The 24,816-nt window shown below is 58.4% G+C and carries 20 protein-coding genes; 11 read left to right on the top strand and 9 right to left on the bottom strand.

Annotated features, from left to right (window positions below; genetic code table 11):
• Positions 1-20 precede the first annotated feature (20 nt).
• Complete coding sequence (locus tag PZA18_RS09670) at positions 21-1,652, bottom strand: methyl-accepting chemotaxis protein (RefSeq protein ID WP_284100629.1); 1,632 nt, start codon at positions 1,650-1,652, stop codon at positions 21-23.
• Positions 1,653-2,225: 573 nt separating this feature from the next.
• Here PZA18_RS09670 and nudC point away from each other — a divergent pair.
• The 6 genes from nudC (at position 2,226) to PZA18_RS09640 (ending at position 7,631) form a co-directional block, all read left to right on the top strand.
• On the top strand, positions 2,226-3,062 hold the full coding sequence (gene nudC / locus PZA18_RS09665) for an NAD(+) diphosphatase (RefSeq protein WP_284100628.1): 837 nt from the start codon (positions 2,226-2,228) through the stop codon (positions 3,060-3,062).
• A 7-nt stretch (positions 3,063-3,069) separates the two neighbouring features.
• Positions 3,070-3,618 carry an SRPBCC family protein gene (locus PZA18_RS09660; RefSeq protein ID WP_284100627.1) on the top strand — a complete coding sequence of 183 codons (549 nt, stop codon included), beginning with the start codon at positions 3,070-3,072 and terminating at the stop codon, positions 3,616-3,618.
• Between the two features lie 109 nt (positions 3,619-3,727).
• On the top strand, positions 3,728-4,447 hold the full coding sequence (locus PZA18_RS09655) for a substrate-binding periplasmic protein (RefSeq protein ID WP_284100626.1): 720 nt from the start codon (positions 3,728-3,730) through the stop codon (positions 4,445-4,447).
• A gap of 545 nt (positions 4,448-4,992) precedes the next feature.
• Positions 4,993-5,199 (top strand): hypothetical protein, encoded by a 207-nt coding sequence (locus PZA18_RS09650; protein WP_284100625.1) that lies wholly within the window; start codon positions 4,993-4,995, stop codon positions 5,197-5,199.
• Positions 5,200-5,813: 614 nt separating this feature from the next.
• On the top strand, positions 5,814-6,383 hold the full coding sequence (locus PZA18_RS09645; RefSeq protein WP_284100624.1) for an aminodeoxychorismate/anthranilate synthase component II: 570 nt from the start codon (positions 5,814-5,816) through the stop codon (positions 6,381-6,383).
• A gap of 174 nt (positions 6,384-6,557) precedes the next feature.
• A complete protein-coding gene (locus PZA18_RS09640; RefSeq protein ID WP_284100623.1) occupies positions 6,558-7,631 on the top strand; it encodes a DUF418 domain-containing protein in 1,074 nt (357 codons plus the stop codon).
• 143 nt (positions 7,632-7,774) lie between these two features.
• Here the strand turns inward: PZA18_RS09640 and PZA18_RS09635 are convergent, their stop codons facing one another.
• From PZA18_RS09635 to PZA18_RS09625, 3 genes are all read right to left on the bottom strand, one after another.
• Entirely contained in the window at positions 7,775-8,725 is a 951-nt protein-coding gene (locus PZA18_RS09635) for a lipase secretion chaperone (protein WP_284100622.1), read from the bottom strand.
• A gap of 4 nt (positions 8,726-8,729) precedes the next feature.
• Complete coding sequence (locus PZA18_RS09630; RefSeq protein WP_284100621.1) at positions 8,730-9,650, bottom strand: lipase family alpha/beta hydrolase; 921 nt, start codon at positions 9,648-9,650, stop codon at positions 8,730-8,732.
• Positions 9,651-10,084: 434 nt separating this feature from the next.
• A complete protein-coding gene (locus tag PZA18_RS09625) occupies positions 10,085-10,876 on the bottom strand; it encodes an alpha/beta fold hydrolase (RefSeq protein ID WP_284100620.1) in 792 nt (263 codons plus the stop codon).
• Between the two features lie 353 nt (positions 10,877-11,229).
• Between PZA18_RS09625 and PZA18_RS09620 the strand changes: the two genes are divergently transcribed.
• Entirely contained in the window at positions 11,230-11,472 is a 243-nt protein-coding gene (locus PZA18_RS09620) for a hypothetical protein (protein WP_284100619.1), read from the top strand.
• Positions 11,473-11,586: 114 nt separating this feature from the next.
• Complete coding sequence (locus tag PZA18_RS09615) at positions 11,587-12,432, top strand: DUF2971 domain-containing protein (RefSeq protein WP_284100618.1); 846 nt, start codon at positions 11,587-11,589, stop codon at positions 12,430-12,432.
• A 206-nt stretch (positions 12,433-12,638) separates the two neighbouring features.
• Here PZA18_RS09615 and PZA18_RS09610 read toward each other — a convergent pair whose 3' ends face one another.
• The 3 genes from PZA18_RS09610 to cysM all read right to left on the bottom strand — a co-directional run bounded on the left by PZA18_RS09610 (position 12,639) and on the right by cysM (position 18,066).
• Entirely contained in the window at positions 12,639-16,700 is a 4,062-nt protein-coding gene (locus tag PZA18_RS09610) for a bifunctional diguanylate cyclase/phosphodiesterase (RefSeq protein ID WP_284100617.1), read from the bottom strand.
• A gap of 216 nt (positions 16,701-16,916) precedes the next feature.
• Positions 16,917-17,174 carry a SemiSWEET transporter gene (locus tag PZA18_RS09605; protein WP_284100616.1) on the bottom strand — a complete coding sequence of 86 codons (258 nt, stop codon included), beginning with the start codon at positions 17,172-17,174 and terminating at the stop codon, positions 16,917-16,919.
• 4 nt (positions 17,175-17,178) lie between these two features.
• Positions 17,179-18,066, bottom strand: a complete 888-nt coding sequence (gene cysM, locus PZA18_RS09600) for a cysteine synthase CysM (RefSeq protein WP_284100615.1) — start codon at positions 18,064-18,066, stop codon at positions 17,179-17,181.
• A gap of 179 nt (positions 18,067-18,245) precedes the next feature.
• On the opposite strand from cysM, the gene PZA18_RS09595 reads away from it, so the two are divergent.
• Complete coding sequence (locus PZA18_RS09595; protein WP_284100614.1) at positions 18,246-19,196, top strand: hypothetical protein; 951 nt, start codon at positions 18,246-18,248, stop codon at positions 19,194-19,196.
• A 26-nt stretch (positions 19,197-19,222) separates the two neighbouring features.
• On the opposite strand, the gene PZA18_RS09590 is transcribed toward PZA18_RS09595, so the two are convergent.
• A complete protein-coding gene (locus PZA18_RS09590) occupies positions 19,223-20,347 on the bottom strand; it encodes a GNAT family N-acetyltransferase (RefSeq protein WP_284100613.1) in 1,125 nt (374 codons plus the stop codon).
• Between the two features lie 2 nt (positions 20,348-20,349).
• Positions 20,350-21,102: a pseudouridine synthase gene (locus PZA18_RS09585; protein WP_284100612.1), complete on the bottom strand. Its 753-nt coding sequence runs from the start codon at positions 21,100-21,102 to the stop codon at positions 20,350-20,352.
• Positions 21,103-21,884: 782 nt separating this feature from the next.
• Here PZA18_RS09585 and PZA18_RS09580 point away from each other — a divergent pair.
• On the top strand, positions 21,885-23,051 hold the full coding sequence (locus PZA18_RS09580) for a methionine aminotransferase (protein ID WP_284100611.1): 1,167 nt from the start codon (positions 21,885-21,887) through the stop codon (positions 23,049-23,051).
• Between the two features lie 45 nt (positions 23,052-23,096).
• Entirely contained in the window at positions 23,097-24,629 is a 1,533-nt protein-coding gene (locus PZA18_RS09575) for a hypothetical protein (protein WP_284100610.1), read from the top strand.
• The last annotated feature ends 187 nt before the right edge of the window (positions 24,630-24,816 follow it).

The raw sequence follows: 24,816 nt of genomic DNA, 5'->3' as shown, positions 1-24,816 counted from the left end.
CCCTTGCAGGCTGAAGCCGCTCAGGTTTGAAAGCCAGAAAGGCTTTGATTCAAGGTCATGGCATTGGCGCCCAGCTGCTGGGCATCGCTGCCGATGCCGGCCACTTTCTGGCGGGTGTCCTGCATCAGGCCGTTGAGAACCTGCAGGCGCTCGCGGATGGTGTCGATAGCCTGCCGCACGGCTTCGGCATCACTCGCGGTATCGCCCACCACGCCGCTGGTACGCGCCATCATGTCACTGGTACTGCTGATGGCGTCGTCCACCGCCGCCGAAGCCCCGACCAGCACATCAATCTGCTTGGCCTGCGCCTCGACCTGCCGAGTCGTGCGTTCAATGGTCTGCAGAATCTTGCCAACAAACTGATTGGTTTCTCCGAGCGTGGACTGGGTCTGTCCGGCCAGCTTGCGTACCTCATCGGCCACCACGGCAAACCCTCGTCCCAACTCGCCAGCCCGCGCCGCTTCAATGGCCGCATTGAGCGCCAGCAGGTTGGTCTGCTCGCTGATCGCCGAAATGGTGCCGAGGATGGTCGTGATCTGCCGAACATCCTGGCTCAGTGTCTGATAAGCCCCCGTCAACTCGCGATTGGCGCTGGCCCCCGACTCGATCTCGTGCGACATCGCAGCCATCTGCTCGCGTGCCTCGTGCAGTCTGGCCTCCACTTCCTGAATATCCGCCTTGAGCGCATTGGCACGCTGGGCGGACTGGTCTGCGGTCTGGCCAATGCCCTCGGCACTTTCGGTCACTTCAGTCAGCTGCCCGGCGCTCAGCCCGATACGGCTGCCGATATCATCGGTCACGCTCAGAAACTGTCTCGATAGCTCGGCGTTGTCGGCAGCCGCCAGCTTGGCATTACCCAGCACCAGCCGGAATTCTCCCATCAGTTGATTGAAGTCCTGCGCCATGCGGCCCACTTCATCTTGCGAACGTATTTTGACTTCGGCCGTCAGGTTGCGGGTCCGGGCGACCTCGGTCAGCGTGCGACTCATCGCTTCGACGGCTTTCACCACCAGATTCGAGCTGATATAGGCAATCACCCCGCCAATCGCAAAACCGAGCAGGCCCAATACCAGCGCACTCAACAAGGCGGCCCGAGCCTCGCGTCCAAGGCTGGCGGTCGAGACATCGGCCCCCACCAGATAGGCATAACCCTGCGTGGTCTTCAGGGCGACGATGGCAACGCGGCGCTCTCCAACCGCATCGCGGAACTGCCCAACCTGCTCGCCTCCTTCGGCAAATGCTTTCTGCGCGGTGGCAGCCGCTTGGGTATACAGGGTGAAATGAGGCGAGTACTGCTTCGTCTCTTTGGCTTTGGCGTCGAAGCTATCTGCCAGATACACCGCCTGATTGCCCTGGGTGCCCAACACATAAAGACTGCCGATACCGGCTTTTTTGGCGTAGCTGTCGAGCTTTTCGCCAATACGGGTGTATTCGCTGTCGGAAATCGACTCGGGGGCTTTTCCACGCTGGATATAACCTTCGCCGACCATATCCGGCACGGCATAGGCCACGCCAAACAGCTTGCCGTCAATGCCGGCCATGACGCTTTGCACCTTGAGATGGTAGATATACCCGGTGTAAATCAGGGCGGTGACAAGGTTGGCGAGCATGAACATCGCCATCAGCTTGGTCCGCAACGACCCGTTGCGCATGCTTATCATCGTTGCACCCCCTTGGCTCCGCTGACATCTCTAAATAACTATTTGATTTTTAAATGGAATAAAATATTCCAAATTTAAAATCAATCGCTCGCATGAAAACGTCAACAGCGCCTAGCATGCCGCAGCCTTTCCCGATGATCCGGTGCGATGGGCTACTGTCTTGTTCAACCTGACAGACCGCTGCAACCGCACCCGAACTGCACAGTGGAAAGGTGCAGACGAATTGATTTCCCCACTCTCCGTTGTAATCCATGGGGTACACCAAGGGCAACCAAGCGAGGGGCAATCGGTCAATCAATCGCTCTTTAGTGTTACCAGGCGCCGTTGGGGTTCGCTGATTCAGCTCGCTACACTTTACTCACCCAGCCGTGCGTAGTGGCGGGGCCTTCAGCCTCTTACCCGCTACGGCTTACTCTCTGCGGGTATCGCCCTGCTCCAAAACCCGGCCCCGTGCCACCGGAAACAAAACGTCAATAGCGCCTGGAAACGTAGGCCGCCCCAACAACCCCTATACTGCACACCATAGCCAGGCTCAACGCCCGGCCCCGCGCAACCGGAAATACAATGCCCAACGAACCCGACTTCAACTTCACTCCCGCTTCGCAACGTCCCGCCGAGCTGACTGGCATAACCTTCTGGTTTCACTTCTGGCAAGGCCGGCTCATCCTGGGCGACGGGCCGACCAGCGTGCCCCAGCAACGCCTGCCCGGCAGTGACGATGCCCATGCCCATTACATTGGCCGACTTGGCGAGTTTGACTGTCTGGCGCTGGCGCTGACCGAAGCGCCGCCGGACAGCTGGCAAGCCGTTCCGCTGCGTCAAGGCATGATGGGGCTGCCACCCGAGCTGGCCGCTGCGGCAGGCCGCGCTGCCCAGGTGGTGGAATGGGATCGTAGCCATCGTTTTTGCGGCGCCTGCGGCCATCCGACCGAGCGCAAACCGCATGAATACTGCCGCGTCTGCATGGCCTGCGGGCAGTCGGCCTATCCACGCATTTCACCGGCCATGATGGCACTGGTGGTACGCGGGCGTGAGCTATTACTGGCGCGCTCGCCGAACTTCCCGCCAGGCCGCTACAGTGCGCTGGCGGGTTTTGTCGAGCCGGGTGAGTCGCTGGAGCAGTGTGTGGCACGCGAGGTGCAGGAAGAAGTCGGCTTGAAGATCAAACAGCTGCGCTATTTTGGCAGCCAGCCCTGGCCATTCCCCCACTCCCTGATGCTGGCTTTCACCGCCGAATACGATAGTGGCGACATCACACCGCAGCCCGGCGAAATCGAGGATGCGCGCTGGTTTGATATCGACGCCCTGCCGGAGCTCCCCCCGCCATTCAGCATCTCCGGCCGGCTGATTGCTGCAACCATCGCCCGCCTGCGCCAATCCGACAACCCCGAACCAGCCTGAGGACCTCATGCGCCGCCTGCTGCTTGCCACCCTGATTGCCAGCACCACCGTACTCGCCACCGATAAAGACACCAGCCCCAAAGTCGAAGCCCGCTTCGATGGCCCGACGCTGATTGTCGATGTGGACTATCTGGTGCCCGTGAATGTTGACGGCGCCTGGGCCGTGCTCACCGACTTCGAACATATGCACGAGTTCATGCCCAATCTGGAAAGCAGCAAAATCCTGTCCCGGCGCGACAACCACCTCCGGATTGAGCAAACCGGCACCGCCCGCTACGGTATCCTTGCGTTCCCATTCCGGTCCGTGCGCGACATCGAACTCGCCCCCAAGAGCCTGATCATTTCGAAAATGATTGAAGGCGACGTCAAATCGCTCGACAGCGAATCGCGGATCGACGCCGAAAGCGCGGCCACTGCCCACATCCGTTACCACGCCCGCATCGTGCCCGACCGCTGGATTCCCGACTTCCTCACCGCTACTGTCATTCGCGGGGAAATCGGCAAACAGTTTGAAGCCATGGGGCGGGAGATGAAACGCCGGCAGGCTCACGGCTGAGGCGGTCTCTTCGGCACCGTTTATCGGCCAACCGCACTGGCGCCCACCTTCTGCCGGACAAAGGGCTATATCACTAGGGTGAATCCTCTTCCCATCGGAGAAGCCTGCCATGAAAGCCTTGCCCCTGCTTGTCGCTGCCCTGTTTGCCGCCCCAGCACTGGCCAAAGAGATCAAAGTCGCTGTCGGACTATCATTGCCGCCGTATGTGATTCAAGAGAAGAACGCCGGGATGGAACTCGACATCGTGGCGCAATGCCTGGCCGAAGCCGGCCACACCATGAAGCCGGTCTACCTGCCGTTTGCCAGGGTGCCCGTCGCCATGCAGGACGGCGAGGTCGATGCCGCCATAACGGTCAATGAGAGTACCGGCATCAAGGCCTCGTATTCCGACTCCCATATCAGCTACCAGAACTTCGCCATCAGCCTGGCCAAGAACAACTTCAAGATCAGTAGTGTGGAAGATCTGGGCAAACATTCGGTGGCTGCCTTCCAGAACGCCACGCTTTATCTGGGTGACAAATTCAAGAAAATGGCAGAGGGCAATAAGGCTTATGCCGAACACGCCCAACAGGTCAAACAGAACATGCTGCTGTATTCGGGCCGGGTCGATCTGGTGGTCGGCGACCGCAATATTTTCAAGTACTACAACGCCGACACCAAGAAAGAAGGCATGGATGTGGGCCAGGCGGTGACCTACCACGAGATCTTTCCCCCCACGCCTTACAAGGTAGCGTTTCGCGATGCCGCGTTACGCGATGCCTTTAATGCCGCCTTGAAGAAAATGCGGGCAGATGGCCGCTATGACGGCGTGATGAAGAAGTACCAGTAAGCCCCATCGAGCGTGCGCCGCCAATGCGCACGCTCCTCACCCGTCACCCCCCTTGCGGTTGACCACTCTTCCAGCCCGGTTCTACCCCCCTCCTCGCTTACCTACGCACGGCTCGCGACGGGCGCCGTTGCGCCTCACCCATCTTTTTGCGCTCGCGCTGCACAGCCCGCGATAACGCTCCTTGGCTTTATGTAGATCAAGCGCTATCATCAGCAAAATATTTGACTGATCTACTAAATAGATTAGTTGATTCTAATTCTTACAAATCTACCATTTCAGAAGAAAACACTGTTACAGCTTGGCAGATTTCAGTACAACTTCATTTGCAATAGATTTGGTCAAGCGTAAATTTTCAATATTCACGCAAAGCCGTGCAAAGGCTGCACAGCTGACATTTTTCGATTGGTGTTGACCCGAATTCAGGGTCGATATTTTTGCCGTTAAACTCGTATCCGGCCTGCTGCAATTTCGGGGCATTCAATTCTCATTACCCTCCGGATCTGCCACCGCGCGCGCCGACCGGCCATATCAGGGAAACCCACTATATGATCGACTCTTTCGACATTATCGACTACGCCAAGGATCTGGCATTGATCTCCGCGCTTTTTCTGGCAATCTGCGGCGGCGTGGTCATTGCCCTGGTTGGATCACCATTACCGGCATCGTGGCCGCTCACTCAGGAAAAAACCAAAACCTGTGCCGGCCCAGGCCATCTATTTAGCACGATTCAATATCACTGCAATCGCCGGTAAATCGAGATAATCTGGCAGCAATCACTGTTTTTCTCAGACATGACGCACACCGTCATGGCAGCATTTATCGCCCTATTTCTCGGTTGTGATGTATTGTCTGGCAAATTGATTCAGCGCACTTGTCCCGAAAAAATACCCACTAACAGTCAAGTTCGCATTGAATGCAATCAAACAATCAAATGATATTTTTCAGGCATTCAATTTAAGGTGCTGCGATCAGAACAATCACCACCTGTTTGCATCAAACAGTAGAACAATTAAATCATTCGCTTTGCTGAAATTGATTCGCATTTAAAGTGGCCAATTCCTCAGTCTCAGCACACTCGCTCGAAGCCCGGCTCACAACCCTCCGCGCCGGCCACAGACCGCGAATCCGGTCGCCAAATCGCCAGCCTGAACGGCATAATGGCTGCGATGCCGGCAATCTGCCGCGCTCTTCGTTTTCTGGCGGATCGCCGCACCAGCCACCACGGCTGGCGGCAACCGCACCGGCACCGCTGACGTAACTTTCCGGCCACGCCCGTCCCAAGAGATGACCCGGCGCAACCGAGCCAACGCACAGCCGTGCCAATACTTATCTATTGATATAACGATTGGCCAGACCAGGGTGACCCATGTTACTGATGATTGATAACTACGATTCCTTCACCTACAACCTCGTGCAGTACTTCGGCGAGTTGGGGCAAGCGGTGCAGGTATATCGCAACGATGAAATTTCACTGGAGCAAATCGCGGCGCTGGCGCCGAAATATCTGGTGATTTCACCCGGACCGTGCTCGCCATCCGAGGCCGGCATTTCGGTTGCAGCCATTGAACACTTTGCCGGCAAGATCCCGATTCTGGGCGTATGCCTTGGCCATCAGTCGATCGGCCAGGCATTTGGCGGCAAGATCATCCACGCCAAGCAATTGATGCACGGCAAGACCTCGCCGATCCAGCACAAATCGGTCGGCGTCTTCAAAGATCTGCCGATCCCCTTTACCGCCACCCGCTACCACTCTTTGGTCATCGAAAAGGAAACCTGCCCGGATTGCCTCGAAGTAACGGCCTGGACGGAAGACGGGGAGATCATGGGCGTTCGGCACAAGTCGCTGCCCATCGAGGGCGTACAGTTCCACCCGGAGTCGATCCTGACCGAGCACGGGCACCAGATGCTGGATAACTTCCTGCGCGCCCACGCCTGAGACATCCCGGCTCTGTTGAACCCGTGCCCGATTTGAAGTAAAGGCTGGCCGGCATTTCCCGAATCCCCAGGCATTGCCACGGCCTCGCTGCACCCAAATTTAAAACAAATACAACGCTTGAGGCGGGACGATGGTGCCAGTCGGCGCATCGCCCGCCAGCGGGAGGACCTGTCCATGTCCCGACAACGAATTGCAGGATTTGACCTTGCCAGGGCGCTAGCCATTTTCGGCATGGTCATCGTCAACTTCAAAACCGTCATGCACACGGATCATCAGCCGGATGGCGGATGGTGGTCGCTGTTTGATCTGGTGGATGGGCGCGCCGCTGCGATGTTTGTGACACTCGCTGGCGTCGGCATCAGCCTGTCAGCCGGCGGCGATGGCGCCTCCGAACAATCCTTGCAGCAGGCACGCTCGCGCTTGCTTTGGCGGGCACTCTGGCTATTGGTGGGCGGGCTTGCCTACATCGAGATCTGGCCTGCCGACATCCTGCACTACTACGGCGTATACCTTTGTGTCGGCGCGATGCTGCTGGCCACACCGTCACGCATCCTGCTCGCCCTGGCGTGTGTGGTGGTAGCCCTGGTGCCGCTGCTGCATACCCTGCTGGACTACGGCAGCGGCTGGGACTGGCAAGCCCTCAGCTATCGCGGGTTCTGGTCGGTCACCGGTTTTGTCCGAAATCTGTTTTTCAATGGCTTCCACCCGGTATTTCCGTGGATAGGCTTTCTGCTGATCGGCATGGTGCTTGGTCGCCCCGCCTGGCTGTTGCCAGAAAAGCGGCGCGTCCTGTTGACTACCAGCCTTCTGGTCTGTGCGCTTACCGAAAGTCTGGCCCTGGGCTGTCGCTGGCTAATGGGCGAGCTCGGTCAACCGCGCGAGTTGGCGGATTTTCTGTTTTCAACCACACCCATGCCGCCACAGCCGTTCTACTTCATTTCGGCGGCAGCCAGCGCCATTGCGATCATCGTCAGCTGTGTCGCCATCGCCGAGCGCTTCGCCGACAGCGCATGGCTCAAACCACTGATTCATACCGGCCAGCTTGCCCTGACGCTGTATCTTGCGCATGTCTTGATCGGGATGTCGGCACTGGAAGCAATGGGGCTGATCACCAGTCATTCTGCGTCCATTGCCATAGGCAGCGCGCTGGCGTTCTGCGTGGGAGCGGTAGTATTTGCCTCACTCTGGCGCCGGAGATTCCGTCAGGGACCAGTGGAATGGCTGTTGCGCCGACTCAGCACATTCTGAGTGGCAAACAGGCCGTAATGCGGCCATTACCTAGGTTTTGTTGACGTCAACAACGGTGTTGACGGTCAACAGAGCCTGGAGAAAAGAGAGAGCGGCGGGATTGCAGCTGACGCCCGGCGTCCGCTGCAGCGATGGATTACTGATTACTGGCGGGCCCTCAGGGCCAACGCTGCATCCAGCCGCAGCTGCTCCTGAGTGGTGAACTGGCTGTTCTGCAGTGCCAGGATTGCTTGTTGTTTACGTTCAGCACTGAGCGAGGCGTCAGCCTGAATCCGGTTGCGTTCAGCCGCAAAGCGGTCGAGCCGCGCCTCCCACGCCGCCTGTTCGCGATCCAGCTCGCCCAAACGGCTGGCAGCGGCAGCCCCGAACTCCTGGCTACGCCAGCGGAACAGATCTTCATCGCTGGCGCCCTTGGCTCGCAGCTCGGCGGCCTTGTCAGCCTCAACCAAATGCGTCACCGGCTCGCGACGGGCCTGACGCAAGGCAGGTGGCAATGCATTTTCGAGCGCTTCCAAAGCCGCCCGCTTATCGGCCGCAGATTTGCTGACGTCGGCCTCAATCGCCATCCGGTCCAGGGTAAAACGGTCGTAGCGCTCTTCTTCGCCAAACAAGCCATTGGCTTCCTCTTCCGAGAAAAACTGCCGGCGTAGCGCATTGCGGCGCCCCACCACATCGGCCAGCCGGGCCGGTGTGGCATCTGCCGCCGGTTTGACATTGCCCAAGGCATCGCGATAGGCGATATAGCGCTCGAACAGGGTATACGCCACATTGGCCGCCCCCGGCGCCAGCCGTTCTGCCAGTACTTTGCGGGCATTGTCCTTGATCTGGCGGATTGGCTTTTCTGCACTGTCCGTCAACAGAAAATCAAAGAGGCGGCGCAGCTCGGCATCAATCACCAGCTGGCCACCTGCAACCATCGTCAACTTGCCATCAGCAGTGGGGGTAGCCAGCCAGTTGCCGTGGTTGGCAACTGGCTGACTGGCAATGGCCGCCCTTGGTGCCCCGGCACTGGCCACGGCATCACTGCCCGGCCATTGCCAGACCACAATGCCCATCACAGCAACCAGGGCAATACCGATCAGTGGGCGGCGCATGGCTTTACAGCCCCAGCATTTTCAGCTGGTTGACGGTCTGCCGGTACACGGTTACCGGATCGGTCTCGAACAGATCACGCAAGCCGAAAGTGTGGTTGATCTCATCGGCATGGTTCATCTTGTAATTGTCTTTGATCACCTTGCCCAGATGCGAAGAGCAAGCCGAAACCAGACCGTCATTGGCCTCGCCATGCACCAGACCCAGCACGCCCAGCGGGGCATCCAGCGGATCGAAGAAGTTGGTGTAAGGCTTGGTACCACTCCACGAGGCATAGTAGACACCGTTGACATAACTGGCGCCTTCACCGCAGCTTGTGGTCGGCAAGCCCTGCGGGAACTTGCGGTTGAATGCAGCAGTACCCTGGGTCGTCAGCGAACCCAACGCGGCCAGCGGGTCTTGCGGCAAACTGCTACCACCCGATGCCAGCGAGATAATTGTCGAGAGCGCCTTGGCGGCGGCGGCAGCTATCCCCTCCGACACCGAGCCGGGCGGCAAGGTACCCCGCACCAGATCGGCCACCTTCGAACCCTTGTTGACCCCCGCCACCGAAGTCACCGATGCCACCAACTGCGGTGCCACCCCTGCCACATAGCGAATCGTCGGGCCACCGTGCGAGTGGCCAATCAGATTGACCTTGGTCGCACCAGTAATCGCCAGAACCTTCTTCACCTGCTGCAGCAACTGCTCGCCGCGCTCTTCGGTGCTATTGGTCGCCGAAACCTGCGCCAGAAACACCTTGGTACCCCCCGCCTGCAGCTCGCCCGGTACGCGATAGAAATAATCGACGCCCAGTGCCTTATCAAAGCCAAACAAGCCATGCACCAACACGACCGGATAACGGGTCTCGGTGTACCCGTTACCCGCCCACACTGAAGCAGACACACACAAAGCGGCAATGGCCGCAGACAAACGCAGTTTCTTCATTGATGTCGTTCTCCTCTATTTGGAAATCTGTATGCAACGACGGCCAACACCTGCAATGCACTACAAACCTTGCAAGCTGCTTTCAGATGGTTGATCAATCAAGCAATCGATTGGTAGTAGTGCGCAAACTCTAATCGTGTTTTTACTCTAGATCAAGCGCCATGACGGGAAATCACGCACCCTCTCCGCAAAGGCGGCAAATGACTACAAGTCGGTGAAGAATAAGCAGATTTTCCCGCCGCCTGCGCGGCCGCCGCGCCCCGAAACAATCCTCTTCGAAAAGACGATTCGATAGATCTGCCCACATCGCGCAACCAAGCCGATGTTGTTCAGGTCAGGGGGACATCATCAACTGAATGGATGACAGACAAGCGCAAACACCCCCACAGCCGGAGGGTGCAAAGCCAGTGTAAGAAAAATGGAAATGGCCCGGATCAGCTGTTGCGTAAGCGCGTCAACATCAGGCGGATGGCATCGGCGGTTGCCTGGGGCTTTTCAAGAGGGAAGAGATGACTGCCATCAAATGATTGCAGAACCATGCCAAGATTCTGCCGCATGTGGCGCAGATCGCTGCGATAGATGACATTCGAGCGTCGGCCACCAATAAAGCCAGCCGGCACCTGCAGCCGACCATTGTGGCGAGGAAAATCGTGCGGCAAGCCACAATAAATCTGATATTCGATATCGGACTGGAACAGCAGGCGCCGACGGCCATTGTGCTCAACCGTGCCATAGGTCACGTAATCACACAGGCAGTCCGGGTCCAGCGCCCGGAACAACGCCTTCTCGGCAAAGTGTTGCATGGCACTTGGCAGATCGGGCCAGTCATTGCGACGCGCCCGCGCACCCCGCCCTGGCGTTACATGCTCGATAATCCCCAGACGCTTGCTTAAATAAAGCAAGGTAGACATGCGCCGACCGAAAATCGGCGAATCGAGCAGGACAATTGCCTTGAAAAGCTCCGGCCGAGCCACTGCCGATAAAAAGGTCAGAAAGCCGCCCAGCGAGTGCCCAACCCCAATCACCGGCTCGCGATAGTGCAGCGTTATATAGTCCAGCGTCTGCTGCACCAGATGCGGCCAACCATCGCTGACCGGATAACGCGGATCGTGCCCCAGCGTTTCGATATAACCCACCTCAAACTCCGGCGCCAACGCCGCAAACAATTTGCGATAGCTACTGGCCGGAAAACTGTTGGCATGCGAAAAATGAATCGGCTCGGGCATGGGGGCGTGCAATCGTCAGGGGCTGGTCGAAGCATTTTATACGCAAGCATTCCAAACACCGCCCAATTGCGTCGCCACCCTGGCGCCAACGGTTCGTCGCAAGCACTGATCAGACAATAGAAAAACGGAAAGGCCACCACACCAGCCCAATAAAAAAACCAGTACCGATAACTTGGCGCTGGCTTTTGAAGGACGAGGCACAATACGGCAAGGGGCCGGAATCGGGGCTTGTGGAGAAATTCGTCAAGATAGTCTTCAGACCAAACTTAGTACGCTTAACATCGCCAAGACATCACGTAGCAAGAGGTGGCAGGGCAGTTCATGTCATGCATTTCATGTATAGAGAGGCTCAAATGGCAACACGGGAAGATATGAAAAGCTGGGTAATACAAGCCGTCAATTCATTGGGGGGAAAAGGCTGGCCCAAAGATGTTGCCAAATACATCTGGGATCATTATGAAATCGAACTCAAGCGCTCGGGCAACCATCTCTATACTTGGCAATACGATATTCGCTGGGCTGCTCAGGCACTGCGCAATGAAGGCACTCTAAAACCGGTCCACGGCCGTCGTGATCTACCGTGGGAGCTTTCGTGACTGCAATGTCTATCCTCACAGTCAATCGAAGCACCTGACAACAATCCCGAATGCCCCTTGACCCCACATTCAGTCAGATTTACAGCGTCCAATCATCGCTCACAGGAGGCAGACATGAATGATTCGGAACAATCCCAACGCCTTTCTGCTGCCCCGGGAAGCATTGAGCCGCACGCGCCATTACTAACAGTCCCGCCCGAGGATCAATTGCTTTACAAGATCATGAGTGTCGAAAATCTATTGCACTCAATCACGGGCAGTTACCTCTACTTCAATCGTGTCGATAGCTACGCGGACTTTCCGAACGCCGACAAAAACGACGGGCAGCAGCTGCCGATGGATCAAGCGGCAAATGCCACAACGAAATTCGAGGCCCGCCCCGACTACGATGCCGCTCAATACTATGACCAATGTAGAGCGAGAACCTATGCCTGCTGCTTTTCGACTGAGAACTCGGACTACATCTGGAAAAACTATGCCAACGGGAGCGAAAAGGGCAAAGTCTGTGTTGTATTCGAGTTCGGCAAACTGAGAACCTTGCTCAATAGCGCACTCGACCCTGAAGGTGCAGTACTTCGGTACAACGGCGAAGTCTTTCGCCAGATATTCGATGTGAACTACGGGTTGGTTGACTATGTTGATTGGGACAGCCATCGCGCAAATGAACAGCATCTGCCCAACCCGATTCGCTACACATACATCAAAGATGCCGCTCGCTTTTCGGAAGAAAAGGAGCTAAGAATTTCCCTGTCCGCCATTAGTATGGGGCACTTCGTACTAAAGGACGGCGCACGGATTCAATTTCCGACCTCCCTGCTACTGGGATTCGATTTTTGTAAGGCAATTGCCAGCACCGCCATTCGAGAAATTCTGCTCACCCCCGACGCAGACGCCGGCTTTCTCACTCGCGAGCTGAGCAAGCTCCGCATTGACCTAGCTCCGAGTTCAGGAACAACATGACATCGAATGCATCATTCCATCAGACCATGCACATAAAGCCGCGCAAGGCCGGAGCAATCCAAGGCACTCACTGCGCACACACTTTTTAGACACCGCGTTGATGGCGGCTCCCCCAATCGCGGAGATTAGTCTCGGCTTGGGTCCCAGAAAAAATGCTTAGGTTTGGCAATGATTTCGGAACACCTGCGCAGGTCACTCATGCCCCCTCACCTTGCCTCAACCAGTAAACGCACGGTTTCGCGGGCTTCTGGGGTGACGGGGCAGGGGCCGGCTTTGAGTAGGCGGGGGACGTCTTCGGCTTTGACGGCCGGGCTGAATAGATAGCCTTGCACCAGGTCGCAACCCACGCTACGCAGGTAGTCAAACTGCTGTACGTTTTCGACGCCTTCGGCGATGACACGCAGTTTCATCTTGCGGGCAATGGCGATAATGGCCTCGGTAATCGCCACGCTGTCGTCGTCGTAGGGTACAGACTCGATGAAGCTGCGGTCGATCTTCAGGTTGTGCAGCGGGAAGTGCTTGAGGTTGGACAGCGAGGAATAGCCGGTGCCAAAGTCATCAATCGACAATTGCACGCCCATCGCCTGCAGGCGTTTCAGCAGCTCAACCGCTTCAGCCGGATTTTTCATGATCAGGCTTTCGGTCAGCTCCAGTTCAAGCAGCGCCGGTGGCAGGCCCGATTCAACCAGGGCGGCATGCACAGCCGGCAGCAGGTTGTCTGATGCAAACTGGCGCGCCGACAGATTCACGGCCACATGGTCAATCTCCAACCCCTCGTCCAGCCACGCCTTGGTTTGCAGGCAAACTTCGCGTATCGCCCATTCGCCTATCGACACAATCAGCCCGGTTTCTTCGGCCAGCGGCACAAAGCGGGTCGGCGGCACCAAGCCAAAATCGGGATGGCGCCAGCGGATCAGCGCTTCCAGTCCTTCAACCCGGCCATCTGCCGTGGCTACCTGCGGCTGGTAATGCAGCACGAATTCCCGTCGTTCCAGGGCGTAGCGCAGGCTGTTTTCCATTAGCAGGTGCTCGAAGGCCTTGGCGTTCATGTCCTGAGCAAAAAACTGGTAGTTGTTCTTGCCGCATTCTTTGGCCCGATACATGGCGATATCGGCATTTTTGAGCAGGGTCTGGGCTTCCTGGCCATCATTCGGATACAGGCTGATGCCGATACTGCAGGTGACGAACATTTCGTGACCATCAATCGTGAACGGCTTGCCCATCTGGTCGAGAATTCGCTGGGCGACAAAGGCCGCTGCGTTCGGATCGCCGATGGTTTCCAGCACCACCGTAAATTCATCGCCGCCCAGCCGGCCTACGGTGTCTTCATCCGACAGGCAGGCCCGCAGGCGTGATGCCGCCGTCTGCAACAGGTGGTCACCAGCTGCATGGCCCAGTGTGTCGTTAATGGCCTTGAAACGGTCGAGGTCTATAAACAGTACGGCCAGCTTCTCTCCGAGTTTGCGAGCCTGATTGACCGAGTGAATCAGGCTCTCGTTCAAGGCTGTGCGATTGGGCAAAGAAGTGAGCGGGTCGTGGTTGGCGAGGTAGTACAGGCGCTCTTCCGCCTCTTTGCGGCTGGTGTAATCGGTGAAAACGCCAACGAAATTGGTGATGCGGCCAGACGCATCCCGCACGGCGCTGATCGACAGCCAGACCGGGTACAGCTCGCCGCTCTTGCGCCGATCCACCATCTCCCCTTGCCAGTGGCTGGATTCGTTCAGCTCCTCAAACATGATGCGGTTGATTTCGCGCCGATCACCCTTCGGATTGAACATGCGCGATACCGTACCCAGGGTTTCCTGCTCGCTATAGCCGGTGATGCGGGTAAACGCCGCATTGACGGCGATGATGCGGGTATCGGCATCGGTAATCAGAATCCCTTCCGAGGCGTTCTCGAACACCTTGGCCGAGAGCCGGAGCTGGCGTTCGGCCGCCAGCTGGTCAGACACGTCGATGAGGATGCCGATGACCGCCGGACGATCGTTGTACTGGAACACACGGCCATGCGCTTCGACATCGACCAGGCTGCCATCGCGCCGCTGGGCGCGATAGACATAGCGCACGCTTTCGACCTCTCCTGCCAGGCGCCGCCGATGGTTTTCCGTGAGCTTGGGCAAGTCTTCGGGCGAGGTGACATCGCGTACCGGGGTGCCGATCAGCTGCTCCTGGGTGTAGCCCAGAATCTCGGCCAGGCGCGGGTTGCCGTAGACCAGAATGCCATCCTGCACCACGTAGATGCCCGCCAGCGACAGCTCGACAAAAGCCTTGAACTTGCTTTCGGTGGCCTCCAGCTGGTGCTCGGTTTCGCGACGCCCGGAAATATCGGTCAACATCGCCACGAAGTGCGAGACGTCGCCGGCTTCGTCCCGTATCGAACTGAGGCTGACGTCGACCGGCAACAGGCCGCCATCGCGGCGTTGCAGCTGGCATTCACCATGCCAGCGCCCGGTCCGGGCAGCCTCGATCATCATGTCTTCGCAGCGGGTTTCACCCGTGCTGGCCTTGAGTGCCTGCCCCGGCGCACCCACGATCTCAACCTTGCTGACGTCGAGCATATGCAGGGCCGCATGATTGGTCGTCAGCACAATGCCTTGCCTATCCATCACCACAAAGCCTTCGTTGGCATTATCGAACACGGCTGCCGCCAAGGTCGCTTCCTTCTGCGCCTGCAGTCGGTCCGTCACATCGAGCAAGGCGCCAATGATGACCGGCTCGCCTTCCTGCGAGGCCAGCCGGCTGTGGACCTCGGCATAACGCACCTCCCCGTCGGCGCGCAGAAAGCGGATGCCATAGCGCATGCTGTCTACTTCGCGATTGATGCGGCGGGCGATATTCCGCCGCACCAGGGCGAGATCATCAGGGTGAATCAGGACATCCAGCGGCATGCCGGTGATTTGTTCTCGCGGATAACCAAAGGCCGTGGCCATTTGCGGGCTGGCGTAGATGATGTGGTCATCCTTGATGAAATAGATGCCGATCAACGATTGTTCGACCAAGGCGCGGAAACGCTCCTCGGCTTCTCGCAGCGCCTGTTCATCGTGCTTGCGCTGGGTAATATCGGTGGCATTGCAGCCGGTGCCGGTCAGCCGGCCGTTTTCGTCGATGATCGGAAATTTCTGCGACAGCAGGGTCATCTGCCGCCCCTGCAGGACAAAGGACTCTTCAAATTGGCGGGAAATACGACTGGTCGCCACGTTCAGGTCATTGCCCCGAAAGCGGGTGGCATCGTCATAGGCCAGCAGATCGAAGACCGTCTTGCCAATCATTGCCTCCGGCTCCAGGCCGAACAGCTCGGCAAAGGCGCGGTTGACGAAGATGTAGCGGCCGTCGAGGTCTTTCAGATACATATAGGTAGGCAGTGCATCAAGGATCTTGCGCAGATAGGCACGCTGCTCTTCGATGGCATGGTAAGCCGTGGTGCGCTCTGCGCGTGAGGCGGCCAGCACCAGTCCGGTCAGGGCCAGTGCTCCGAACACCACACTGGTGGACAAGGCCTCATCCGGCCCGACGTTGCCAACGTAGCGCATGGCGCCGACAGCCGTCCCCATCACGCTCAGCGTGGTCATCGACGCACCAAGATGCGACAGGCGCAAGCCGGCGACGATCGCCACCGGGAACAGCACAAACTGCAGCGATGGGTAAGCCCCACCAGGGCCGAATGCCGCGAATGCCAGCACCGCCGCCCACACGGTACAGATCAGCAGTTCCAGATAGCGCCAGGGTCGGTAAGCGCCTTTGCACTGTGCCATCGCCACCACCAGTGGCGTTACCACCATGATGGCCGTGGTGTCGGCCAACCAGTGCCCGAGCCAGTGGGCCAGCATCGCATGCGGGCCAAAGCCGCCTTGATGTCCGGCCAGCATGTCGATGCTGGCGCCGAGCATCGCCCCCGCCGCCGCAAAGGTGGCCAGCCGGGCACCATCATTGATCGTGGAGAAACTGCTGCTGAAGCAATAGCGACGTAACAGGGCAGCAACCATCATGGCTTCGGCCACGGCCCCAATCACGGCCAGCAGGCCGGGCTGGAAGCCCTCACCACGCAGCAGGGCCAGTCCGGTCGCGGCGGCCGCCAGCAAGGGCCAGCGACGTAGCCCCCCCAGATGCAACATGGCAACCCCTACACCAGCGGGCAGCCATACCAAGGGTTCCAGCTGGTGGGACAGCGCCAGTTGTCGCGACAGCAAACCGCTAGACAGGTACAGGGCCAGTACGCCCAGCTGAAACAGCAGGGTGGGGGCCAACATTGGAGAATTGCGTACAGTCATGATGGGGCGCCGGGTTGGAAGTCAACGGCCAGATTAAATAGTGGTCACCAGGTTCTGTTGACGTAAGGTTTACAGAACCTACGTGTAGCCGGATGTCGAGCATTCCCTTGGAAAACTCCGCAGCACGGCTACCAATCAAGCTTACTCAAACCTACACAGATAAAAATCAATAAGCCCGGCTTGCCGGGCTTATTGAAAACCACACGTCAACAGAGCCTAGCGAAACCGCAGCTTCATCACCAGCACGGCACCTGCCAGCACAAAGGTAATGGCATTGAACAGCACAATCGGACGTGAACCGATCAGCCATCCGTAATACAGCCACAATCCAACGCCCGTAACAAAGATCGAATACATCGGTAACGAAATATCGTGGGTCGAGCGGGTGCGGTAGACGCGGATAACTTGGGGCACAAAAGCGAAGGTAGTGAGAAAACCCGCCAGCATGCCTATCCATTCAAGCGAAAGTGTCATGCACTTACTCCGGGAAGACGCCGGTAGACAGGTAGCGATCTCCTCGATCACAAACGATAGTGACGATCGTTGCGTTTTCGAGCGTGGCCGACAGCCTGAGCGCTGCGGCCAGCGCACCACCAGAGGAAATACCTGCAAATATCCCCTCCTCCCGCGCCAGCCGTCGTGTGGTCTCCTCGGCTTCGGCCTGGGTCACCTCCACGATCTGATCAACCTTGCTGAAGTCGCAGATCGACGGCACGTACTCCGCCGGCCACTTGCGGATGCCAGGAATCGACGCGCCATCGCAAGGCTGGACCCCGACAATCTGAATCGCCGGGTTCTGCGTTTTGAGGAAACGCCCGGTGCCCATGATGGTGCCGGTCGTGCCCATGCTGGAAACAAAGTGGGTGATGCGGCCATCGGTATCGCGCCAGATTTCCGGCCCGGTGGTCTCAAAATGCGCCAGCGGGTTATCTGGGTTGGCAAACTGATCAAGGATGCGACCTTCACCGGCATCGCGCATTCTCTCGGCCAGATCACGCGCCCCTTCCATGCCGGCAGACTGCGGGGTCAGGATGATTTCAGCCCCAAACGCCCGCATGGTCTGGCGACGCTCGATTGAAAGATGCTCGGGCATGATCAGCACCATGCGATAGCCACGCATCGCCGCAGCCATGGCCAACGCAATGCCGGTATTGCCACTGGTGGCCTCAATCAGGGTATCGCCAGGCTTGATCTCGCCACGGGCTTCGGCGTGCCGGATCATCGACAAGGCAGGTCGGTCTTTGACCGAACCAGCAGGGTTATTGCCTTCCAGCTTGCACAGCAGGGTATTGCTGCTTACCCCCGGCAGGCGCTTGAGCTGCACCAGAGGCGTATTGCCGACGAAATCCTCAATGGTCTTATACATGGGTACTCCTTTGCGAAGCCGCGATTATAGGCGGTGTGGGGGCTTCCAGATACGGCTCAGGTCGCAGCCCGCCCACTGGACAGTGTCACTGCACAGTTCGTTCAGGTACGGCGCCTAAAGCAACGTTGCGCCTTGCCGATAGACTATGCTGAAGCCAAACAAAACTGGGCGGACAGGCGATGAGCGAAGCACATGACTTATATGGCCAGCTGGCCAGCCGGATACTCGACCTCTGGAATGCGCGCGAGGAAGACAAAGCCCTGCCAGCGCTGGATCGGGCCTTGCGCACGGCATCGGACGATGGCGATGCCGCGCGTGAAAGTCTGTTTCTGGCACTGCTCAGCGACCGGATCGAGCGCTCGCCCCGCGCCATGCTGCGCTGGCTGGACATCGTGCTCAAACGCTTTGCCCTGCATGACAGCGAGTTGCCGGACAGCTACCGCAAGGGCATTGCCACCTATGTGTCGGTCCACCTCGACCGTTATGACAGTTTTGTCGAGCAAGGCACCATCGAGCGAGTCAAACCTGAGCTGGACCCCGAACAGTTCGACCCCAAATGGGGAACCGTCAACTGGCGCAAGTTTGATGATGACGAGGTACGTGCCCGGCTTGCGGTCTTCAATCTCTACAGTCCCGGCGGGCCGGAGTTGCTGAATGATCACCTGGACGGCCTGGACGCCGATCGTACCGAGCAGGATCTGGAAAACGGTCTGGCCATGGCACAAAGCTGGGAAGGCATGAACCCGGCGCTTCTGCCCGAGGACAGCCGTATCCAGCAGATCGCCGAGCGCGGCCTGTCCCGGCTGCTTGCCGAGCACGCCATACTGCAGATGGATCTGACAGAGCTGGTTGTGCAAGCAGCCGGCAATCCTGGCCGCTTCGCATTGTTGGTAAAACTGGCGGCACTCTGTTGGCTTGGGCAGCGTCTGCAGTACGAACAAGCCCGAGAGGCCAGTCCGCCCAATGTCTTCTGGCCAGCAATGGCCGCCGCCTGCCGTTTGCGTACGGACTGTGCGTTTAGCACTGAATTGATGAACGAAATCGGCCACACTCCGGCCGCCCCCCTGCTGCTGACCAGCTGTGACGCCCGCACCGCCTATAACTTCAGCCGGGACGTGCAGTTTGATTAGGTTCTGTTGACCTTAGGTTCTGTCATTCAAGCCCGTCGAAAAGGCGCACGCTCGTTCAGTTCGTCCAGATAGGCTTCGACGCCACCCGATTCCCTTTGCAAAAAATGGCTGACGGCATCTGCAAAGCGGCTATCTGCCAGCCAATGGGCCGACACTGTAGCGACCGGACTCAACCCGCGCGATAGTTTGTGCTCCCCTTGCGCCCCACCTTCAAACACCTGCAGCTGCTGCGCGATGGCAAATTCGATGCCTTGGTAATAACACAGCTCGAAGTGCAGGTTCGGCAAGTATTCGAGCGCGCCCCAGTAACGCCCATACAGCCGCTGCGCATCAAACAGATCCAGCGCAGCCGCTACGGGCTTGCCATGTTTCAGAGCCAGCACCAGCAAGCAATGCCCTGCCAGATCGCGACCGATTTGCTGGAAGAAGTCCAGACTCAAGTAGGGCCGTGAACCGTGGGCCTGATAGGTATGCACATAACAGCGGTAGAAAAAACGCCAGTCTGCCTCGCTGATTTCGGCACCCGTCTTGCGCTGCACTTCAATACCCTGTTCCGCAATCTTGCGCCGCTCCTGCCGAATCTTCTTGCGCTTCTCGCTCTGCAAACCATCGAGAAAATCCTGGTAATCCCGATACCCCTGATTCAGCCAGTGAAACTGCACGCCATGCCGCAGCATTAACCCTGCCGACTGCCATAGCGGCACCTCGGCTCCTTGCGGAAACAAGCAATGCAGCGACGAAATGCCTTGCGCCTGGGCCAGCTGCAGCGCCGCATCCACCAGGAGCGTCCGGTGCTCATCGCTACGGGCGAGCAGGCGGCTACCCGCGACCGGTGTGAACGGTATCGCCGCTGTCAGCTTTGGGTAGTAATGGCCGCCAGCACGCTCATAAGCTTCGGCCCAGGCCCAGTCGAACACATATTCGCCCCAGGAATGGGACTTGACGTAAAGCGGCATGGCCGCCAGCAGGCGGTCACCCTGCCACAGGCTCGGATATGCCACTTGCCAGCCAGTTCTGGCACTGGCGCAACCCGTCTCGTGCAGTGCATGCAGAAAGGCATGCTTGAGAAACACCGATCCATCGCTGATGGCATCCCATTGATCCGAAGCAACCCCGCTCAGGGAATCCAGAAACCGTAACGCCAGGTTCATGGTCAGCCCTGATGCCAGTCGAACTGCCGTTGTGGCCAGCAATGTTGCCAGCCCAATGCCTGTACCACCTCAGCAAAACCGTCGGCCGGTTCAGCTTCGATATTGAGCCACTCACCACTCAGCGGATGTCGAAAGCGCAGCCCTACCCCCGCCAGCAACAGCCGTGACTGACCGTACAGCTGTTCAAACAGCCGGTTATGCCGCCCTTTGCCATAGGTGGCATCCCCGATAATGGGATGGGACAAATGCTTGAGGTGACGCCGGATCTGATGACGCCGACCGGTGAGCGGATCAAGCTGTACCAACGCGTAACGGCTGGTCGGATATTTATCGACGCAATAAGGCAGTTCAACCGTGGCCAGCCGTCGGTAACGGGTCTGCGCCGGCTGCGGCCCACCTTCGACCGACTCGCCAAGCCACTCCAGATCATCCACCCGACGGCTCAGGGCGTGGTCCACCTCGCCGATTTCGGCAGGCCAGCCACGCACAATCGCCCAATAGCGCTTTTGCACACGACCTTCTTCAAACGCCATCGACATGGCCCGTCCCATTGACTGATCGAGCGCAAACAACAGAATTCCCGAGGTCCCTTTATCCAGTCGATGAACCGGGTAAACACGCCGCCCCAGCTGATCCCGCAGCATCTGCAAGGCAAAACGGCGTTCATACCAATCGAGCGCCGTCCGGTGAACCAGCAGACCCGAGGGCTTGTGAATAGCGACCAGATGGTCGTCTTGATACAAAATCGGAAGCATGAATAGTGGTCACTCATCTGGTTGAGGTATCAGGCAATCAAACTGCCGCCCGTACCTGGGCACCAGGTTTTTCGCAATGCCCTTTTTTATTTATGGGCGATCAAAATTTCAAACAACGCGCCACTGGGTGGTCAGCCATGTGGCTTCCCATGGGCACACAGGCTGTCAACGCGGCAGCCGGCCCAAATCCGGCGAAACCCTCCACTCCCGCAAGGCGGCCCGGAAACCCAGCGTCAACAGCGCCTGGACGCAAGGGGTGATAGGTCTCGTTGAACCCCAAACCGCGATTGTGCCCGGAATCAACAACTGTCGTCGCTCCTCACTGCCTTGGGTTGGGTGGCGCGCCACAAGAATGGGATATCTGAACGAAGTCAGATACGCGTCCAGATATCAAAACAGCATATTTTTGTAAAATCAGAATATCCTGATATAGACCAGTGTGGCATCGCCCCGAAAATCGGTTAAATTCCGACACCCCGGCTAATTATGCAAAACAGATAAACTTTTAGTGGCTTTTGGCGTCCATTGACCCCTGACGCGTGAATTTGTGCAGCACTAGGGCTAAACTTGGACAATCCGTTTGGCGTCCTGCCTTCCGCACGGAGGATGAATGGTGCTCCGGGTTCCCATCCATCGTGTTCACGACTGGCCTGCGCCAGCACACTGGCCCGAGCTGGGGAAGCCCTGTCTGCCGATATAGGCGCGCCTTTATCGTGAGCGCCTGCATCGCTTGCAACGCCGGCAAAACATGATCAAATCAACCGAAAATCAAATACTCCGCCATGCCGATCTCTGCTCCCGTCATCCACTCCAAATTACCCGATGTGGGTACAACGATTTTTTCTGTGATGTCCAAACTGGCGCAGGAGCATGGCGCCATCAATCTGTCACAAGGCTTTCCAGACTTTCCGATTGATAGCGAACTGGCGAATCAGGTCAGCGCCGCCATGGCGGCCGGGCACAACCAGTATGCGCCGATGCCAGGCCTGCCCGCACTACGACAGGCGCTGGCCGCGAAACTGCAGGCCAGCGGCAGCCCTGTTGATGCCGAAACCCAGATCACCATCACCGCAGGCGCCACACAGGCACTGTTCACCGCCTTTGCTGCCCTGCTGCAGCCGGGCGATGAAGCCATCGTATTCGACCCTTCCTACGACAGCTACGTGCCGTCGATACAGGTTCAGGGCGCACGCGCCATCCGCATCCCACTGAGGGCACCTGAGTTTGTGATTGACTGGCAGCGGGTGGCTGCTGCCGTCACGCCACACACCCGGATGATCGTCATCAACAACCCAGGCAACCCCTCGACTGCCGTGTTGAGTGCCGATGATTTGACGGAGCTGGCCAATCTGGCCGAGCAGCATAATCTGCTGGTTCTGTCCGACGAGGTATACGAACATCTGGTATACGACGAAGCCCGTCATCACAGCGTTCTGGCCGACCCCCGGCTTGCCCCCCGCAGCCTGGCGGTTTTCTCGTTCGGCAAAACCTTTCATGCCACCGGCTGGAAGATTGGCTACTGCGCCGGCGCTGCAGCATTGATGAGTGAGTTCCGCAAGGTTCATCAATACCTGGTGTTCTCGGTGAACACCCCCGCCCAGCATGCCCTGGCCACTTATCTGGCCGATGCCAGCCACTACACCAGCCTGCCGGCGTTTTATCAGGCCAAGCGCGACATCCTGCGCCAGGGGCTGGCAAATGGTCCTTTACGTCTGCTGCCTTGTCGTGGCACCTACTTTCAGCTGGTCGATTACAGCGCCCTCCCCTCGCACCTGTCGGAGCTTGATGATGCTGACTTTGCCATCTGGCTGACCCGTGAAGCAGGCGTTGCCGCCATTCCGCTCTCGCCGTTCTATGCTGAAAGATGCGGGCACAAATTGATACGACTGTGCTTCGCCAAACAAACTGCCACGCTGCAAGCCGCCACTGCACGGCTGGCGTCGCTGTAACCGCCGCAGGAGACGGCCGGCATCAGCCGGCCGGAGGAAGACAGCATGTTGGGTCGAATTTTTCCGCTGTTTCAGGATGACACGCCCCTGCGCGCCGCGCGCCATGTCATCGACGCACTAGATAGCATGCAACCTGTCGCCGCGCTGGATGCGCTACGCAATTGCCTGCTTGATGGCCTGGGCGCACTCCCCAGCAGCAGCGGCGCCCGCCGCTTGCTGGCCACGACCGAAGCCGCCAGCCGCAGCATGGCGCGTCGCGGACTCACCGAAATGGCGCAAAGCAAAGACAGCCCGGTGCGATTCGAGCTGCTGCAAAAGCGCGTCGCCCTGCTGGCCGACCAGCTGTGCAACACCTACTACATCGAATTCCGCCGCGAAGTGGCCGCTATCGACAAGGATCGGGGTGGCAGTCACGAAATATTGCAGGCACTGGCCGAGAGCTATCTTTACTGGTGCAGCATTGACTGGCTATTGCACCAGATCTCCGGCACCGCCAGCGACCAGCCGGGGCTTGATCGCTGGCTGACGGTCTATCGCCGCGCCAGCGGGGACGCACTGAATCCGCTACAGCCGATCCACGCCCGGGATAACGATTATTCGCGGCGTTTTGCTCATCTTCTGCTGATTTCGAGCACCATCCAGACTTCGGATAACCCGTTTGTCGCGCTGCTGGCTGCGCGCTGTTGCGAAACCCTGGCCGATGCGGTCTGGTTTGGTAGCGCTTTTCACCTGAACTGCCCTCTGCTGATCGAAGCCGACAAGTCACCGCCTATTCGCCGCCTGATTGGCTGGGAGCAGGTAGAGCTGGATGGCAAGCAGTGCTTCTTTGGGCTGGCAGACGTCTGCGTCCAGTGCGCTGACTATATCGAAGAGCTGGAACTGTCCGGCCTCGTCCCGAACGAACTCAAGCGTGAACCAGACCAGACAGTCCCGGACACCATGCGTGTGCTGGCTGCCTTGCGCAAAGTCTGGACCGAGCAGCCTGGCTTCTGCCGCAACCCCAAGCTGGCGGATGGTGCAAACGTGACCATCGCTTTCGACCTGTTACGCATCCGCAGCCTGATCACCCAGAAAAACAAACGCCTGCTGGCCAACGACCCTCTGATCTGGACTTGCCCGGTTGACGACTACGCCACCGGAGGTTTCGGACTGGAGCTGGCAGAACACGCACGTTTTGCTGGCATAGATGGGGCGGTAGCACTGTGGCGGCCTGCCTCGGAACAGTGGTGGGTGGGCGTGATACGCCGGCGGTATCGTCAGGCATCAGGCAAGCAGTTTCTTGGCATTCAGTTACTGTCCAATAACCCCGATCCGATCCGGCTGCAGGGCAGCCAGGTGAATGCCCGTTGGCAGGCCATCTATCTACCGCCCGGCCCGCTGAACGACCATCAGCCCGCCATGATGATCGACACCCCTGATCTGGTGTCTACCCAGCAGTTTGAAACGGAAATCGAGGGAAAAGCCGTGACGCTGGTCGTCGTCAGCCGCCTCAGCGTAGGTCCGGACCAAGCGCTCTATCGCGTCAAGATCGTCCCCCCCGGAGCGGCGGGCAGTCGGAAAAAGGCATCGCGCAGTTAGGCTCTGTTGACGTTTTGTTTCCGGATCGCGTTTCGTCGGATTTGGGCCTGATGCAAGGCGAAAAGCGCGCCGCTTAGTGATAAGCCACGCGATTTCCCGTCTGGGCGCACAGGCTGTAAGGCTTGCATCGCAAGCCAACAGCCTGGCAGTCAACGCGGCAGCAGGCCCAAATCCGGCGAAACCCTCC

This window comes from Parachitinimonas caeni (genome assembly GCF_030129945.1).
GTDB classification, from domain to species: Bacteria; Pseudomonadota; Gammaproteobacteria; order Burkholderiales; family Chitinimonadaceae; genus Parachitinimonas; species Parachitinimonas caeni.
The sequence above is the reverse complement of the archived record's forward strand: the minus strand, read 5'-3'. Positions and strand labels throughout refer to the sequence as shown.